Origin of the sequence: Xenorhabdus sp. PB30.3 (genome assembly GCF_963895965.1) — a bacterium.
GTDB lineage: Bacteria > Pseudomonadota > Gammaproteobacteria > Enterobacterales > Enterobacteriaceae > Xenorhabdus > Xenorhabdus stockiae.
Genome location: NZ_CAWQMW010000127.1, coordinates 25,340 through 41,931, shown reverse-complemented (window position 1 = coordinate 41,931; position 16,592 = coordinate 25,340). Strand labels below are relative to the sequence as shown.

Sequence of the window (16,592 nt, the reverse complement as noted above, 5' to 3'; positions counted from 1 at the left end):
GTCTTTATATGCCAATACTCTCTTTCGAAAATCCAGACTGTAGCCCATCTCACTTTATCCTTTGTCATATGAATCCAGCTATTATGTCATATTAATATGATTCTGCTATAAGTGATCATCCGGTTGATTACCTGCTCAATGAATGCCCGAATGATTGCCAGACCCCGTTTCAGTTTAAGCGAACCCTGATGCGTCATTGCCTGTTAAATGGCAATGCGTATGCAGTCATAGTCTGGGGAAAAGACGGACAACCACAATCGTTGCACCCTTATCCGCCGTCAGCAGTTGTCCCACAGAGATTATCGGATCACCGCTTTGCTTATACCATTACCGAACCTTATAGCGGTAAGGTCAAAACCTACCTACAGGAAGAAGTATTGCATTTGCGTTATGCCACCGAAGATGGCTTTTTAGGGCGTTCGCCTGTCACGATTTGCCGTGAAACGCTACTTCAACGACCTGAATAACCCGCTTTATGTGTTTGATTCGGAGGTGGTGGCACGGTTTATTGCCTTTTCCCGTTACTGTCCGCACGTCAAAGGCCACTTGCGCGATAAACCGATTATATTAGAGCCGTGGCAGCAGTTCGCTTTTGCTAACCTGTTTGGCTTCAAGATCAAAGCAACCGGACGGCGAAAATATCGCAGTGCTTACATTCAGGTGCCGCGCAAAAATGCCAAATCCACCGTTGCCGCGATACTGGCTAACTGGTTTCTAGTGATGGAATCAGGCCAGCAGGATATTTACACCGCCGCTGTCAGCCGTGATCAGGCACGTATTGTATTCGATGATGCCCGCCAGATGTGCCTGTTATCAAAACCGCTCAAAAAACGGGTAGCGATTCAGCAACACAAAATAACCTATCCGAAGAGCAACAGCCTGTTAAAACCACTGGCAGCCAAAGCCGCCACGATTGAAGGGACTAACCCCAGTCTGGCGATTGTCGATGAATATCATCTGCATCCTGATAACTCCGTCTACTCTGCTCTTGAGCTGGGCATGGGTGCACGTCCCGAAGGTATTCTGTTTGCCATTACCACGGCAGGCAGCAATGTAATTTCAGCCTGTAAACAGCATTATGATTATTGCTGTCAGATACTAGACGGTGAGGAACAGAACGAATCGTTATTTGCCCTGATTTACGAGTTGGACGACGAGAACGAGATTGATGATGAGGCACTTTGGATAAAGGCTAACCCTAATCTGGATGTCTCAGTAGACAGCGCCGCTTTGCATGACACCATCCAGAAAGCGCGGGGCATTCCCTCACAATGGACAGAAATTCTGACTAAACGCTTTAATATCTGGTGTCAGGGCGAAACGCCGTGGATGGGAGAAGGTGCATGGAAAGCCTGCCAGACAGATTATGATGAAAACGACCTGAAAGGCTTAGAGTGTTACGCCGGACTGGATTTATCTTCAACAGGTGATATCACCAGCATCTGTTACACGTTCCCCGTGGATAACGAGCTGTTATTACTGACCCGCCATTACTTGCCCGAAGCCCAGCTACAGAATCCCGCCAACAAAAATCGGGCTGTTTATCGCCAGTGGGTACAGGCAGGTTGGATACGCACTACCGTAGGCGACTGCATTGATTATGACCGTATCCGTGATGATATTCTCAAAGACAGCCAGCATTTTGATATCAAGTTGGTGGGTTTTGATACATGGAACGCCACGCACTTACGCACCCAATTACAGGGCGCAGGCTTGGATGTTGAACCCTTCCCGCAAACCTATATGCGCTTTAGCCCGGTAGCAAAATCGGCTGAGGTCTTCGTAAATCGCAAGGTGATTCGTCATAACGGCGATCCGGTGCTGGCGTGGGCAATGTCTAATGTTGTGATGGAAACGGACGCGAACGCCAATATCAAACCGAATAAGAAGAAATCAGCGAATAAAATCGACCCTGTGATTGCATTTCTGATGAGTTTTGGTACATGGCAAGCCGAGTATGAAGACTTTGCGTTTAACTTAAGTGAAGAACAGCAGCAGAGACTGGATATCTTTAATGGGGTTTAATAAAATCAAATGCTCAAAAGGTGAGATATTTTACTAAGTTTTATCAGTCATCTGATGAAATTGATTAATTATTCATCTGTTATTTTATGTCATCCTGCCATTAAAACATGCAACTCATCCACTGAATGAAATCAAGCCGTACTCTCCAATATTGATGAACCGATTTTATTGATGTTCACTGGCGGAGAAGTATCCCACCGCCTTCATGTTATTTAGCAATGTGTATTGTTGATTAAATGAGGGAATAAATTATGAATATTCAAGATAGTAATAGCTCCGTAGTAGTTCCGACAATGGACGATGTCAGAAAAGCAATCAAAGAAGCAATTGAAGAACATGCCGCAAGTCGTAATCATCCTTATGCAACTTTGGATGATAGAGGTTTTGTAACTCTCAGTAATGATGTTTGTAGCGATAGTGAAACTCATGCGGCAACATCTAAAGCAATAAAGGTAGCAAATGATAATGCTAACACTCGTTTGTCAAAAGACCAGAACGGCGCAGATATTCCTGATAAAGCAGGGTTTGTAAAGAATCTAGATTTATCAGAATTGGTTTATAGAACTATAGGAAATGGACCTAACCAGATACCGGATATGTCATTTTTCACGTCAGGAGCTAATTGGTTCAAAATGCCTGACGGTAGAATTATCCAATATGGTAGAGCTTGGTTTTCAAGGGAAAATGAAGGATTTTTTTATGCTGATGCTCATTTCCCTATACCATTTCCTCATGAGCTATCATGTATGCTTGTAACGCTATGGGGTGTCTCAGACCCATCCACTGCACTATTCCATTTAGCATCAGATATGAATAGTAATACATGGGCTGCAATTCCTATGAGGCGTCCGATCAAGGCAGGAGAATTGCCCAATATACCAACAAAACAATCTGTTATGTGGTTGGCGATTGGATATTGATGGAATAATTCTTATGAAATATCAATATTCTAATAATGAATTTTATCCATATGTATTGAAACAGGATTATATAAAATCTGGTATATGGCCTAATGATGGAATTGATGTTGATGAATCTGTTTTCAAAAAATACACTGCTACGCCACCAATAGGCAAAACTCGGGTCATTGGAAATGACGGATTGCCTACATGGGGAAAACTTCCTCCATTGCCGCCATTAACGGCAGATGAATTAAAAAAACATGCTGAATTTCAAAAACAGGAGTTACTGAGAGCAGCTAATGAAAAAATTGATATCTGTCAGGATGCCGTTGATTTAAGCCTCGCTACAGATGAAGAGAAAGCCATGCTCATAGAATGGCGTAAATATAGAGTGTTACTCAGTAGAATTGATTGCTCTACTTCACCTGATATTGTGTGGCCTGAATTGCCAAAAGGATGACAAGGTTTGTAGCCATGTATTGACCTCATACCAATCTGGACATGGACGTCTAAACGATACTTTTCGGAAATATCATAAGTTCTCCCATCGCTAACAAAACGCACTAATCACACTATAACAGAACGAAAAAGTCTCTGATGAATTTTGACACATGGCAAATTATCAAGTGCAAACAGCAATAGAACCTTGAGGTATCTAATGGGATATAACGCAAAAAGTTAAGCATTTATACTGGTTCACTTATTGAGTCCGATAAACCAATCAGTTAAAGTAACTCCGCCACTGGCAAAATCCAGAGGTCAAGGATCATCACCCTTGTAAAGAGTTACCCACTGGTAGGATTTTTCTACCAGTGCGTCTGCTATCGCCTTTTCAATGGCGGTTCAGGTGAGGGAGGCTTCGGCCTCGCTGGAAGGTAACTCCCAGTTGTGATGACCTTGCTTGAATCGCCACCATCAATGATCAATTAATGGAAGGGGTAGCAGGAATGTTCAATGTTAAAAAAGACTGGCATCAAGCCGATATCATCGCTGCATTACGTAAACACGGTACAACCTTAGCGGCTGTTTCTCGTGAATCTGGCCTCAGCTCATCTACATTAGCAAATACTCTCAGTCGTCGGTGGCCGAAAAGCGAATGGATCATCGCTAACTATCTCGAAATACACCCATCTGAAATCTGGCCGAGTCGCTATTTTGATTCGTATGGTCAATTAATTGAGCGTCATGCTCGCAATAAGCCACTGGAATAATTATTCATCAATTCTTGAGATTCAAACTTAACCATTTTAGAAATTATGGTGTTTTGCATTTCAAGTAGCGATTAGGGAAGCAGGAAGGCGAACATCGTATGCTCAGGGGATGTGATAAGTATCACAGAGAGGAATACGACAACGGCTCATTACCGTAGCGGTGTTAATCGGTTATACCTCACGCTACTGCCAGAAGGTATCCTATGGGTATCCTAGAAAAAACTAAGGGGTCGCACTTTTGATGCGACCCCTTGATAATTCTGGTGGCCCCTGCTGGACTTGAACCAGCGACCAAGCGATTATGAGTACCTATTTTAACCACGACAAATCAATTGTTTAACTTATTTATCAATGAGATAGATTGACTCTAACGATCAATTATATGTCAATATCCGCCATCTCTACCGCCATTTTATCGCCACTAGTTTTGTGTGATCATATTCACGAATGCATCATGCGTATCTTCGCCAGTGTAATTGAGTAAATTTAGTGCTAGTCTGATTAAGATAACCCTGTTAAGTAATGAGGCTTTTTTTCGTTCTCCTTCAAAAGACTTTAATCTATCTATATGGTTACCATGAACAATTTGAGAGCGGCCATATTCATATAAATCGATAATGAATTCTTTCAATGTTGTTTTTTGGGGGTGGTCAATCACAATATGTTGATCATCCAACTCAAGGATATTTTTAACCATTTCTAAAATTCCTTTGGTTGTACCTCCCCCTGATAAGATATCTAAAGATATACCAATTTTTGCTAATGAAATGGCATCATCTTGTTCTCTTTGTGCTTCAGCATACCAGTTCAATGAAGTTGTCCATCTCAATGCTAGGTTTTTGTAAGGATGCTCAACTTTGTTTACCACTGAGTTTATAATGTTTCCTGCGGCAACTATAAAATTTTTATTTTCAGAAATAATCTTGTCAATTTCATCTCCATTATACACTAGAACTTTTGATGTTAATGTCTTTCCAGGTGAAATCAGTTCACCTGAAAAAGATATCAGTGAATCAAAAGATACAGGAGGGTTTGGGCGCTCATATAAATTTTGGTGGGTGAACATTTGGTTATTACCAAATATTAAAGAGAAACAGTCAAGACCTGCCTGCGAGGCTATCTTTGCAAGTTGTCGTGATAGCTTGGGTTCATAGTTTTCTATTTCTATTTCTATTATTGAATTGGACTTCTTGATTATTTCATACAAAGTGATAGCTATATTATTATTTGTTTTGCTATTTCCATTGCTTTCTAATAAGGTAATTAATTGTTCTCTCCAATTTTTTTCATCTCCTTCTGAATTAAATGTAAACTTGAAAAAATGGTGATGAAGATTTATTTTTCTTGCCCAAGCAAAATTGGATAAGATGTTTATCGGCCCGATCTGAACAGGCGGTGAGTTTGGGAATAAGCAGGTGTCTGCTTGAAAATGATGTTTCAATACGACAGTTTCATTTTTGATTCTTATGGCTATTTCTTCTTTTAATTTTTTTATGTGATCCCTTCCACCATTTTTAATGCCTTGATGTAATACACCTTCAGTATATAAATCACAAATAGAATCTCTACAGATAGAATATAAAGTCTGATAAGAAAAATTACTTAATTGGTGAGTGTGATTTTCTTTTATTATTTGTAAAAATAAGTCTATTTCTTTTCTTACTTCCTCTCCAAATATAAGTTTTTCGCCCGATCTTGTAGTAATTAGATCCGAAAAAGAATATTCAGATTTCAAGCCATAATTATCAATCTTTTCAACAATATTAGTAACAATCTCTTTCAATGTCATGATAACATCCTATTGTCTAATGGATTATATTTTAATGCAGAGTCCAAATGGTCAGGTGCAAAATGAGAGTACCGCATCGTCATTTTTATGTCTGTGTGCCCGAGCACACGCTGTAACACAAGTATGTTTCCACCGTTCATCATAAAGTGGCTGGCAAAAGTATGTCTTAGAACGTGGGTTAATTGGCCTGCGGGCAATTCGATATCTGTTCTTTCTAAGGCTGAACGGAATGCGCCATAACAATCGGTAAAGAGCCTGCCTTTTTTATCGTTTGGAAGAGAATCATAAAGCTCTTTACTGATAGGTATCGTTCGATTCTTTCTACCTTTTGTATTTGTGTAGGTAATTTTGTATTTTGCGAGCTGGCTTTTACGTAGTCCTTCAGCCTCTGACCATCTCGCGCCTGTGGCGAGGCATATTTTAACAACAGCTTCCAAGTCAGTGTGATCATGGCGTTTGCATTCGTCGAGAAGCAACGTAATCTGCTCGTGGGTAAGCCATGCCATTTCCATTTCTTCAGTACGGAAAGGCCGCATATTTTTTAAGGGGTTCTCCCCTTTCCATTCACCCAGGCGATTCAGCTCATTGAATACTGCGCGAAAGTAAGCCAGTTCAAGGTTAAGTGTGCGAGGTGAAACTTCTTTAACACGATTTGAACGGGCATACTCTCCTTTGAGTCTTTTTTCTCTATAACGAGAAAACATTTGTGCATCAAAATCTCTGGCTAACGGTTCGCCAATGCAATCGAAAGCATGATGCATTGCCAGTTGACGCTTAAGGCCATCTTTAAGAGTGATGCCATGCGCACTATACCAAGCATCAATCAGCTCTTTTAAAGTGCGTCTGTCTTCTTTCTCTTCCTGCCACGGGTTTTGTATCGTGTACTGCTCGAAAGCTAAGGCTTCCCCTTTAGTGGCGAATTTTTTTCTAATGCGTTTGCCCTTTGCCCCATTAGGATAAAGTTCGCAAATCCATCCTCCTGCTGGGTTTTTACGAATAGTCATTGATTAACCTCACTATAAATACCCACAACACGCCCCAATGTTTTTATATCATCAATGCTGCACTCAAAAGGCACATTACCACCGGAGACATGCAATTTTTTACCCGGTAATATAGTCAATTCTCGAATACTCATTGCGCCCTCTATATCAACTAACCACAATCCATCTGAGAGAGTTGCATCTTGCTCTATAAAATGGGTTTTACCATCTGTCCGAATACAAATTCCCCTTGATAGCTGCTTGTTAAAAAAGTTGCTGGAAATACTAATATTGGTATCTATGATTAATTTTCCATCAATCAAGGAGGACAACTCGAATGATTTGGTATCTATAGATGATGGCTTATCTTCCTGCTTTATTTCCTCCCCTATCATCAACCATTGAATATTAGTTCCAGTTTCTAATGCGCAATATACTGCAAGGTCATAAGATATGTTACCGCGTATATAACGGTTTTGAATTGCGGTAGCTGAAAGATTGAAATGCTTCGCTAGCTGAATTTTTTGTGTAAATCCATATACTTGACATATGCGATCTAATATTTCCACACTATTAAAGTTTGATTCATCAATACCATCAGTAGATATATTGAATGATTTCGAGAGTGGAAATGTAGATTCACATTTTGGGTTTTCCCCTGTCATCAACCACTGAATATTAGTTCCAGTCTCTAATGCGCACTGCACTGCGAGATCATAAGATATATTGCCACGCTTATAGCGGTTTTGAAGTGAGCTAGCTGCAATATTAAAATGCTTCGCTAACTGATTTTTTTGTGTAAAACCATACACTTGGCATATGCGGTCTAAAATGTCTTTATAGCTAAAATTACTTTCATTAAACATTTTGGCATCTATCAATGTTGACCAATAACGAAATTGGTATTATAGTTAGTACAATTGGTGTCAAACGGCGGCAAATCTAGAGCAAAGTAATGCCATTTATGACAATTAATTATCAAATAAGGAATGATGCAATATGGCTTCTGAGATCGCAATAATTAAAGTACCTGCAGCTATCATATCTCTTCAGCGGTTCGCAGAACTTGAAGGTGTTTCTGAACGTACCGCCTATCGCTGGACTACAGGCGACAATCCTCGTGTACCAATCGAGCCTCGTGTTATCCGTAAAGGCTGTAAAAAAGCCGGTGGCCCAATCCGTATCTACTACGCACGCTGGAAAGAAGAAGAAATGCGTAAAGCGTTCGGTCATTCGCGTTTTCAACTCATTATTGGTGATTAATTTATTTTTTGCGCTTTCCAATACTCATATTGGAATTTTAGTACAACATTTGGAATGTGCTGGGTTAATTTCGCAAATACTGCGAAAAAAAATTTAACCCTGAGCAGCCTCACATGCTGACTTGTGTTGACTTAATGAAGTTAACCGATGCAATAGAAGACAATTCCCTTTTGGGTAGTCTGCTGGAGCAGTTGCAGTGTCAGCCGTCTGTGCCGGTTAATGGAGTTTGTGATGCCAATATGCCGATAGGAGAAACGGCAGAAGTAGGCAAGCTGGCAGGTGAAGCTGTTTCGGGTGAGCATCTTAACCAGATTCATGTCACTGAGTTTAATAAGGCAGTTAATAACACAGTGAGGGGGCATCGTTAATATGAACGCATTAAAGCAACAGCAGCATCAATACAAACTAACCAGTGAGTCGTTCTATACAAAGCAAGGTAACGGATTTGTTTTCCCGCTCGTCCTATGTTCCGTTGCTTATTTTATTTTGTTTCTAATTAGGTGAGGTTTTTATGAACAAGGAATACCAAATGGAATCAACAGAACAGCGCGCTTTTCCAATGGATTTTGAAACGCGTGTTAATGGATTAAATCAACTGGCTCAAATCAGGGCGAAACTTTTTAAATCTGCTAATGAGCAATTGGCTGCCTTTATTGATGAAATGCGTGATAAACGCAATGAGCACTACGCTGATAATATCCGCTTGTTAGGCGCTATGTTCTATCTTGCTCATATTCCAAAAGAGCGACATAAACTGGAATTAAGTCAATTTACCAGTGAAGAAAAAATTAGCCTTACAAAGGCAGCGAATTTAATTAAGGCAGCGGGGGCATTATTACCAAATAACTTATCACTACCTAATTAAATAATAATAAATACCGATTTAATTTTAATGACGTTAACACGTCAGGGAATCCCTTTATCTAAAGATAGGAAATAAAAAATGAATATACCCGACCCTATATTTACCCCTGTCGAAATAAACACCGATGATCATGCTGTCATTATCGAACGTTGCATCAAACAAAATCGTGAAGATGAAAGACGTGTCAGAGCAGATGGTCACGCTTCGCGTCTGCGTCACTTCGCCATGATTGCGAAACGCGATCGCTTAGATTGCGATGCCATTGTCAGCCTGCTGGAAAGCGAGGCCAGTGAAATAGAGCGTCAGGCGCAAGAGTGGAACTATGTTTGATGTCGATATTGATTACGCCTGCCAACAGGCTGAAGAAATACTGGTACGCAGAATTGCACAGCATGTCAATCGTCCTATAGGTATTTCTGCATTTAAATGCAAAGACTGCGGCGAACCCATTATTGAAATACGCCGAATTCAGGTTCTTGGTTGTTCCCGTTGTGTAGATTGTCAGGTTGATTTTGAATTAATTAATAAACATTATCGGAGTTAATAAAATGAATATGAAAACAATACGTAATTTAGGAATAGTAAGTGTTGATTTTAACGTTATAAGTAGTGGTGATAAAAAAGCTGTATTTAGAATTAATGACCATGAATATAAAAAAGGCGATTTTCTTGGATTGTATGAAGTTGATGATAACGACAATTTAACTGATGATTTTATTATCGTAAAAGTTACTAACGTCAAAGTCATTGATAGCAATTTGTATCCGCATATCGGCGGAGAATTTGTTTTGCTTTCGTTTGAGTTATCTTCTCTGAATTGTGTGCTTGCATGAGTCTTGTAGAAAAAGCAAAACAAAACAGCGGCGCACAATTCAAACCGCGCCGCCAATACAGTAAATTTCAGCCAGAGATGCCACAGATAGCAACTCTGGCTGAACGCATTATGTGGGAAGTGAACCCCGACGATTACACATGGTGTCACCAGTACTTTGGACATCTGCCGGATTCGTTGGCAATTTACTTCGTCAATCGTTATGCCAATATCTTCAAGTCAGGCCGCGATGGTCGTCGCCGGGCTAATGCGTTTTTGCGCCAGTTCAGCAAGAGTGTATTACCACGGTTCAATCTGGTCAGTGAGCAATATCAGTTTCAATGTGAAGTCGTGGGCGCTACGCCTTTCCCGTTCCTTGAGCAACTTGACCGTCTTGCCACATTAGGACGCAAAGAGATCCGGTCACTGGCGCATAGCGTTTCGCGCTATCTGTCCGACAGCTACGAACACTATGTCAGTGAATTACCTACACCCGCCGATGAAAAGGAAGGCTGCCGCCAGTTAACACAGGTTTATACCTTACTGGCAAAGCAGACCCAGCAAATCGGCACACCTGCCCCTTATTCACAGCAAGTGACTAAAAGCCGTACTGAGCTAACCGTTGATCAACTGGCGGCGAGTGTGGCGCGCATGATATCCGATGAATGGTGGTATGCCCGGCTAAAACGGATGCGTGACATTCGTGCGGAGCATATGGCCATTGCAGTGGGACAAGTGCAAAAAGCAGCGTCCTCTTATGTTTCCCGTAAAACCTTAGAGGAATGGAAGGAGCAAAAGCGCCGTAACTGGGAGTTTCTGCAAGAGTTCGAACTGGAAAATGAAGATGGTGAACGGGTTTCACTCGTCGATAAGGTGTTGGGCAGTATTGCTAACCCCGCCGTTCGTCGCTGTGAACTGATGGTGCGTCAGCGTGGTTTTGAAGATTTAGCCAATGAAATGGGCTGTGTTGGTGATTTTTATACGATCACTGCACCCTCCAAATATCATTCAGCCCACAACGGCGGCGGTTTTGTGAAGAACTGGAACGGCGCAAGCCCACGGGATACGCAAAAGTATCTGTGTGGTGTCTGGGCAAAAATCCGTGCCGCCTATTCCCGTGCAGGTATCAGTGTGTTCGGTTTCCGCGTGGTTGAGCCGCATCATGATGGCACCCCACATTGGCATTTGTTGTTATTTATGCTGCCTGAGCACGTTGAACAGATGCGCAACATTGTGCGGGAATATGCCATGCAGGAAGATGCCCACGAATTAAACAGCGAAGCCGCTCGCAATGCCCGTTTTCTGGTGAAACCAATTGATCCAAAACTCGGTAGCGCAACAGGCTACATCGCTAAATACATTTCAAAGAACATTGACGGTTACGCGCTGGATGGCGAAATAGATAACGAGACAGGTGGAAACCTCAAGGATATGGCCCGCTCGGTCTCTGCATGGGCGAGCCGCTGGCGCATTCGTCAGTTCCAGCAAATTGGTGGTGCTCCGGTGTCCGTCTGGCGTGAGCTGCGTCGCTTAAGAGGTGACGAGCAGATTTTGCCGGATGAGGACATGGATAACGTCCGCTTTGCGGCTGATGTTGGCAACTGGTCAGCCTATACCGAATTTCAGGGTGGGCCATTGGTTGCCCGTAAAAATCTTACCGTGCGTCTGGCTTATGAAATCACCGAACAAGGCAACGCATACGGTGAAGATGTTCAGCGCATTTCTGGTGTTTACTCGCCCAGTCTGGGCGAGTCCTCTTCTTTTGTGACTCGTACTGTGAAGTGGAAGATTGTGCCAAAGTCCAGCCCACTAGCTGCGGACAAGGGTTTTGACCTTCCCGTTTTTTCTTCCTCTTGGAGTTCTGTCAATAACTGTACGGAGGCACGAAGTACGATTAATACTGCAACCTCAAACAGTGATCTGTGTTTAGAAGAATTTGAGCGAAGCTGGTATCAGATGAATGAGCGCGAAAAGCTAGAACGTGTCTATGAATCAGCCAAATTGCACGGTTTAGAAGTCAGTGAGCCGATGGCGAAGGGATTATTACGGGGTAATAGCATGACCGTTGAAGGTCAATGTTATCGATTATCGATGTTTGGTCATCTGCTCAAGGATAAACCGCCGAATGTTGAAAGAACAAAAAACATCCTGAATAGATTAAGCAAAAATTTGGGTTTACGTATTGATGTTAAAGACATTTTGCGTAACCCAAAAGGGCATTATAAGGGGTTATTATCAGAAATGTCCGGAAGTATTGAGGAAGTCACATAATTAACTATTTCTTAATGAAATTAATACAAATAATAATTATATTAATTCGCGTCTGTTCATATATACAGTATGGCAAGTGTAATATAACGAATGGTAGGGAAATGATGTCTGACGATTTGGAACGATTGGTTTTTTTAGAACGTGTTGAGTTGCTTTCTCGGATGGGTGGTTTGGATAATTTGAATGATAAAGACAGACAAGTGGCGCTGAATTGGATATGGGAACTGGTCGAACAGGCCAAAAGTGAAATGATAATAATAGAAAAGCCACTAAATAGTGGCTCAAAACTGAACTTATGCGGCGCTGGTTTGCAGCAAATCTAACGCCATTTGGCGCTGTTGCGGATTGAGGTTATTAATCACAGTCTGCAACAGGATATCGCCTGTTTTGGCACTGGGGCTGATAGTGTGTGAAAACGTCAAATTCATAACAAAAGTGTGCCCACATTCCACATCTGAACACGAACAATAAATATCAGCGATCTGGCGATGCATCCGGTTGGTTTTACGGATAACCGACTTAGCGCCGCACTCAGGGCAGATTATTTTTAATACACGCATGTTTCTTTTCCCTAATGTGTCGATTTTCCTCGATTTTACCATTTTCTTGCTCATTCTGCACCCGAACTGTCGTTATCTTTCTTGAAATGAACGAATAATGTTTCGGAAAGTTCACTGCTATTGATGGCGTTCATAAACATATTTTGCACGGGGATCACTTCATCCTTGCGATAAGCATCACGGGCTTTTTCCGGGTCGCCCAGTCCACCGACATTGGTCGGGATAATGCCTGCCAGCCCCGCCGGGAATCGGTGGGCGGTCAGCACATCCTGTGAACTGATGCTTTTCACATTGGCAAATTCATCATTGGCGGAAATATCCCCGACCGGAATAAATTTAATGCCGTCCGGGTCGCCGTTGGGAATGCTCACAAACATGGTTTCAAAGTTACCGATGCCCTTGCTTTGGGCCAGCTTGTTCTCAATTTCTTTTTCGGCTTCATCGGAGATATTCGGGTCATTGATGTAAATCATGCCGCCTGTATGCCCGCCGTTGTGGTAGTAGCGGCGGCGGAAAATGGTGGCTTCCGAGTTGAGCAGGGCCGCATGAATGCCGCCGATATAATCCGGTAAGCCGTAAACCTGCTGCTGGGGATCATACTGTTTGATAAAAATCACTTCTTCCGGGGTGTAAACCAATGGCTCACCCTCCTGCAATATCACAAAATCCCCGTCTTTACGGCGACGCAGATAAAGAGACGGTAAGACTTCCAGTCTGACGATATCGCCCCAGAAGTTACGTACTTTCAGCAGGGCCACATCCCCGAAAATCAGGAAGTTCATCATGGCTGACTTAAATTGCTCATGGGTCAACCCGCCACCGAGATAATCCGAGGCAATCATATTGTGCCTGGCATAGAGAACGCCGCCATGCTGCCCGTTCATGTTAGTCAGTTGCGCCAGCGCCAGACGGTCAATCGGCAACGTGTAGTGATCATAATCATTGTCATACCAGATTTTCTGGTAATCGGTCATGGAAGTGAGTATCGGTTCGGGTTTACCCAGTGTGATAATGCTCATTTTCCGCTTCGAATGTGGGACGTGTGACGCTTTAGCGTTCTTCCTGAACTTTCTTTTGCTCATTGTGTGGCCTTTGAAAATGAATATTTAGAGGTGCGTTTCTTCTCATAATTGAGTGGCTCATTCATCAGGGCATGAGCGATGGCCCAGAACACGTCAGCGTGTCCGGTTTCCTGCGAACGGTCAGCCACAAAGGTCATTGCGCCCCCTTTGGCGGTGGTGGTATGCCGGATAGCTAAGAATGAAGCCAGGATTTCTTTTTGTTCTCCGTCCCACTCAAGGCGTTCTTCGCTGACCACATCAATCATCTTCATCACCAGCTGGTTTTTGCTCTGCTGGCTGTAGTGGATGGCCTGCGTTTGCCGGGGGGCGAAGTCCTGCACCATCTCATAAACCCCGTGACCAATCCCCGTGGTATCAATGCCGATATGGGTGAAGCGGTAACGTTTGAACAGTTCTTCAATCAGTTTGGCCTGATGTTTCCAGTTCATGCCCTGCCAGTAGAATGTGGCCAACACCCGAAAGGCTTCGCCTGCCATCAGCGGTGGAGCGACAATCACAAAAGTAGACGTATCGCCAGAGCGAGCCGGGTCAAAACCGCCCCAGACTTCACGCTCACCAAACGGGCGCGAGGCATCAGGGGCGTGATCTTCCCAGAGATTGATATCAACGCCGCATTTTTCCAGTTGGTGATATTTGAAGACGGATGCACCGCTATCCACAAACTGGCACATATAGAGCATGTTAAAGGTGTCTGCATTGTACTTGTTGCGCAGGCGGTCGATATTGGCAAGGTTAAACCCGCCCTTGATGGCATCTTCCAGTGTAATGACGTAACGCCATTGATCATCAGGGCAATCGCGCCCACCATCACGCATCTCATCTACTGAAGGAAATAGCACATTCTTACGTTTGGCATCGTTACCGCGCCATGTGTCACCTGTCCAGAACCGATAAGCCGGATGCGTTTTGGCACTGGGCGTTGAAAAATAAGTGGTGCGCCAATGATCATGAGTGGCCATTGCCGAAGCGACTTCATTCAAGTGTGTAAAGTTAGGGACCCAGAAGTATTCGTCACAATACAAATGACCGCTGTAAGATTGCGCCGTGTTCTTGTTGGTCGATAAGAAAATGAGTTGTGCACCATTGCTCAGGCGAGGGCGTTCACCTGTTAAGGTTATCCCGAAAAGTTGTTCAGCAAAGTTCACGATATAAGAGCGGAAAACCTGTGCCTGTGGTTTAGACGCTGACAAAAACACTTGGTTTTTCCCTGTCAATACCGCATCTTCAAAGGCTTCAAACGCAAAATACCATGTCGCACCAATCTGGCGCGATTTGAGGATATTCCGCACCTGCTTATGCTTATTGGCACGTAGGTGTTTCTGATAGCCAAATAGATTGCCATCAACAAAGGTCTGAAAATCTTCTTCTGTCAGCGCTGAAATATCATTTTTACGGTAGCGTTTCTTTTTCTTCGGCTCGCCGTCTCCGGATTGACCCTCATCACTATGACTGCCTGACTGTGCTCGTGCTTTAATATCAGCCAGTTTTTCTTTGTGCTTATTCTCCTGCGCTATCAGTTTCACATGATGGGCAACAAGGCGGTCGTATTCGTCCAGTTCCAGCGTGGTTTTATTATTGCGCTCACTGAGCAGCACAAGACGGCGATCAATCGCCTCAATCACACTTTCATGACTGAGCATATCCGCCCAGTGCCATTTTTCCGCCCAGTAGTACACAATCCGTCGATTGGGCAGATTGAGTTCACCGGCAATTTCAGCCGGCGTATAGCGGCGCAGGTACAGTGATTTCGCCACTTTGATTAATTCATCAGAATATTTCGCCATTCTTCCTTTTCCTGACTATCCTTTATTTCTCAGTCCTCATTATGCAGGGCTAATTTCCGCCTTACGCCCCGTCAACTTCGGTTCAATTCGGTTATGCGCCATATCCGAATTCATTCGCATTGCGCCTGTCGCAGCATTTTTTTGAATCCGCAATACTGTGGGGGAAGCAAACGAAAGGGATGCGATATGTCTCAGTTAATGACGAACTGGATATGCATTGCCATGGAAGGCGACACCGTCGATGGCCGGGCAATCGAACCACAATGGATTTTGGAAGCCGCCGAACTTTACGACCCTCAACTGTATACCGCCCGCATCTGGCCGGAACACGAACGCTGGTTCGGGGCGATGGGAGAAGTGTTAGCAGTCAAGGCCGAACACGGGGAAGACGGGGCTTTGCGTCTTTATGCGCAACTGAGACCCAATCACCGTTTGTTAGAGGCCAACCGGGACGGCCAACTGTTGTTTACCTCTGTGGAATTTACCCTTAACGGTAATTTTCGCGGTACGGGCAAAACCTATCTGGAAGGGCTGGCAGTCACGGATTCGCCAGCGAGTGTAGGCACAACCCGCCTACAGTTTAGTAAAAACAAAAAACCTCATCGATTCGGCGCCTATAAGCCACTGGTGATTGATGAAGTCAGGGAATTTAAACAAAAGGGAACAAAAATGGCTAAGGGTACTAAAGGCACTAAAAAAACATGGCGCAGTATCTTCAATATTGAAGAGCAAGAAGAAACACCAACTGAGCAACCTACCGATGACGATCCGTTACAAGTCATCGCTGAAACGTTAGCCAAGATGGAAGACCGATTAGCAGCATTGGAAGCGGCACAGGCATCTACTGAGCAAGAAGTGGAAGAAGTACAGGACGATATCGAAACCGTTAAAGAAGTCGTAGACACTGAAGAATTCGCCCGCCTGCGTGACAGTCTGCCGGAGATTCTGAAAAAGTTTGGCAAACTGGACGGGATTGTTACCCATTTGCCGTCTAAAAATCCAAAAGGCAATAAAAATAAAAAATTTAACTATCTGTAATACCTGAT

General features: G+C 43.3%; 18 protein-coding genes, 1 tRNA gene and 3 pseudogenes. 14 read left to right on the top strand and 8 right to left on the bottom strand.

The genetic code is table 11. The annotated features are described in order from the left end of the window. Positions 1–107: 107 nt before the first annotated feature. The 5 genes and pseudogenes from AACX38_RS10765 to AACX38_RS10745 form a co-directional block, all read left to right on the top strand. A pseudogene (locus AACX38_RS10765) lies at positions 108–449 on the top strand (phage portal protein); the annotation flags it as partial. Beyond that, positions 436–2,025: pseudogene (locus AACX38_RS10760) on the top strand (terminase large subunit); the annotation flags it as partial. The pseudogenes AACX38_RS10765 and AACX38_RS10760, both read left to right, overlap by 14 nt. A gap of 251 nt (positions 2,026–2,276) precedes the next feature. Then, positions 2,277–2,945, top strand: a complete 669-nt coding sequence (locus AACX38_RS10755; protein WP_228864258.1) for a tail fiber protein — start codon at positions 2,277–2,279, stop codon at positions 2,943–2,945. Between the two features lie 13 nt (positions 2,946–2,958). Further along, the gene (locus AACX38_RS10750; RefSeq protein ID WP_099123227.1) at positions 2,959–3,387 is read left to right on the top strand and encodes a tail fiber assembly protein; all 429 of its coding nucleotides are present in this window, start codon (positions 2,959–2,961) and stop codon (positions 3,385–3,387) included. A gap of 487 nt (positions 3,388–3,874) precedes the next feature. After that, positions 3,875–4,138 (top strand): helix-turn-helix domain-containing protein, encoded by a 264-nt coding sequence (locus AACX38_RS10745; protein WP_228864257.1) that lies wholly within the window; start codon positions 3,875–3,877, stop codon positions 4,136–4,138. A 261-nt stretch (positions 4,139–4,399) separates the two neighbouring features. Here the strand turns inward: AACX38_RS10745 and AACX38_RS10740 are convergent. The 5 genes and pseudogenes from AACX38_RS10740 to AACX38_RS20775 form a co-directional block, all read right to left on the bottom strand. Then, positions 4,400–4,472 (bottom strand) — tRNA-OTHER (locus tag AACX38_RS10740). Between the two features lie 87 nt (positions 4,473–4,559). Then, on the bottom strand, positions 4,560–5,927 hold the full coding sequence (locus AACX38_RS10735) for a HEPN domain-containing protein (RefSeq protein WP_228864256.1): 1,368 nt from the start codon (positions 5,925–5,927) through the stop codon (positions 4,560–4,562). Continuing rightward, positions 5,924–6,931, bottom strand: coding sequence for a phage integrase (locus AACX38_RS10730; protein WP_228864255.1), 1,008 nt, complete (start codon positions 6,929–6,931; stop codon positions 5,924–5,926). Before AACX38_RS10730 ends, AACX38_RS10735 begins: the two co-directional genes overlap by 4 nt. Further along, positions 6,928–7,503 (bottom strand): phage repressor protein CI, encoded by a 576-nt coding sequence (locus AACX38_RS10725; protein ID WP_228864260.1) that lies wholly within the window; start codon positions 7,501–7,503, stop codon positions 6,928–6,930. Before AACX38_RS10725 ends, AACX38_RS10730 begins: the two co-directional genes overlap by 4 nt. 117 nt (positions 7,504–7,620) lie before the next feature. Beyond that, positions 7,621–7,776 (bottom strand): annotated as a pseudogene (locus AACX38_RS20775) (helix-turn-helix domain-containing protein); the annotation flags it as partial. A gap of 133 nt (positions 7,777–7,909) precedes the next feature. Here AACX38_RS20775 and AACX38_RS10720 point away from each other — a divergent pair. The 8 genes from AACX38_RS10720 (at position 7,910) to AACX38_RS10685 (ending at position 12,443) form a co-directional block, all read left to right on the top strand. Continuing rightward, positions 7,910–8,173, top strand: coding sequence for a hypothetical protein (locus AACX38_RS10720; protein WP_228864254.1), 264 nt, complete (start codon positions 7,910–7,912; stop codon positions 8,171–8,173). A gap of 113 nt (positions 8,174–8,286) precedes the next feature. Beyond that, on the top strand, positions 8,287–8,541 hold the full coding sequence (locus tag AACX38_RS10715; protein ID WP_228864253.1) for a phage regulatory CII family protein: 255 nt from the start codon (positions 8,287–8,289) through the stop codon (positions 8,539–8,541). Between the two features lie 161 nt (positions 8,542–8,702). Further along, positions 8,703–9,038 carry a DUF5347 family protein gene (locus tag AACX38_RS10710; RefSeq protein WP_228864252.1) on the top strand — a complete coding sequence of 112 codons (336 nt, stop codon included), beginning with the start codon at positions 8,703–8,705 and terminating at the stop codon, positions 9,036–9,038. 78 nt (positions 9,039–9,116) lie between these two features. Further along, a complete protein-coding gene (locus tag AACX38_RS10705) occupies positions 9,117–9,368 on the top strand; it encodes a DUF2732 family protein (protein ID WP_099125515.1) in 252 nt (83 codons plus the stop codon). After that, complete coding sequence (locus AACX38_RS10700) at positions 9,361–9,582, top strand: TraR/DksA C4-type zinc finger protein (RefSeq protein WP_099125514.1); 222 nt, start codon at positions 9,361–9,363, stop codon at positions 9,580–9,582. The genes AACX38_RS10705 and AACX38_RS10700 overlap by 8 nt, the downstream gene beginning before the upstream one ends. Positions 9,583–9,586: 4 nt before the next feature. Beyond that, complete coding sequence (locus AACX38_RS10695; RefSeq protein ID WP_228864251.1) at positions 9,587–9,871, top strand: DUF3850 domain-containing protein; 285 nt, start codon at positions 9,587–9,589, stop codon at positions 9,869–9,871. Further along, positions 9,868–12,120: a replication endonuclease gene (locus tag AACX38_RS10690; protein WP_228864250.1), complete on the top strand. Its 2,253-nt coding sequence runs from the start codon at positions 9,868–9,870 to the stop codon at positions 12,118–12,120. The genes AACX38_RS10695 and AACX38_RS10690 overlap by 4 nt, the downstream gene beginning before the upstream one ends. A 101-nt stretch (positions 12,121–12,221) precedes the next feature. Continuing rightward, positions 12,222–12,443, top strand: coding sequence for a hypothetical protein (locus tag AACX38_RS10685; RefSeq protein ID WP_339385674.1), 222 nt, complete (start codon positions 12,222–12,224; stop codon positions 12,441–12,443). Here AACX38_RS10685 and AACX38_RS10680 read toward each other — a convergent pair. From AACX38_RS10680 to AACX38_RS10670, 3 genes are read right to left on the bottom strand one after another with little or no spacing between them, the layout of a single operon-like run. Beyond that, the gene (locus AACX38_RS10680) at positions 12,414–12,734 is read right to left on the bottom strand and encodes an ogr/Delta-like zinc finger family protein (protein ID WP_228864248.1); all 321 of its coding nucleotides are present in this window, start codon (positions 12,732–12,734) and stop codon (positions 12,414–12,416) included. The two genes, AACX38_RS10685 and AACX38_RS10680, sit on opposite strands and share 30 nt — an antisense overlap. Further along, positions 12,731–13,762: a phage portal protein gene (locus AACX38_RS10675; protein WP_228864247.1), complete on the bottom strand. Its 1,032-nt coding sequence runs from the start codon at positions 13,760–13,762 to the stop codon at positions 12,731–12,733. The genes AACX38_RS10680 and AACX38_RS10675 overlap by 4 nt, the downstream gene beginning before the upstream one ends. After that, the gene (locus AACX38_RS10670) at positions 13,759–15,546 is read right to left on the bottom strand and encodes a terminase large subunit domain-containing protein (RefSeq protein ID WP_228864246.1); all 1,788 of its coding nucleotides are present in this window, start codon (positions 15,544–15,546) and stop codon (positions 13,759–13,761) included. The genes AACX38_RS10675 and AACX38_RS10670 overlap by 4 nt, the downstream gene beginning before the upstream one ends. 186 nt (positions 15,547–15,732) lie before the next feature. Between AACX38_RS10670 and AACX38_RS10665 the strand changes: the two genes are divergently transcribed. Next, the gene (locus AACX38_RS10665) at positions 15,733–16,584 is read left to right on the top strand and encodes a GPO family capsid scaffolding protein (RefSeq protein ID WP_228864245.1); all 852 of its coding nucleotides are present in this window, start codon (positions 15,733–15,735) and stop codon (positions 16,582–16,584) included. Positions 16,585–16,592: the final 8 nt, after the last annotated feature.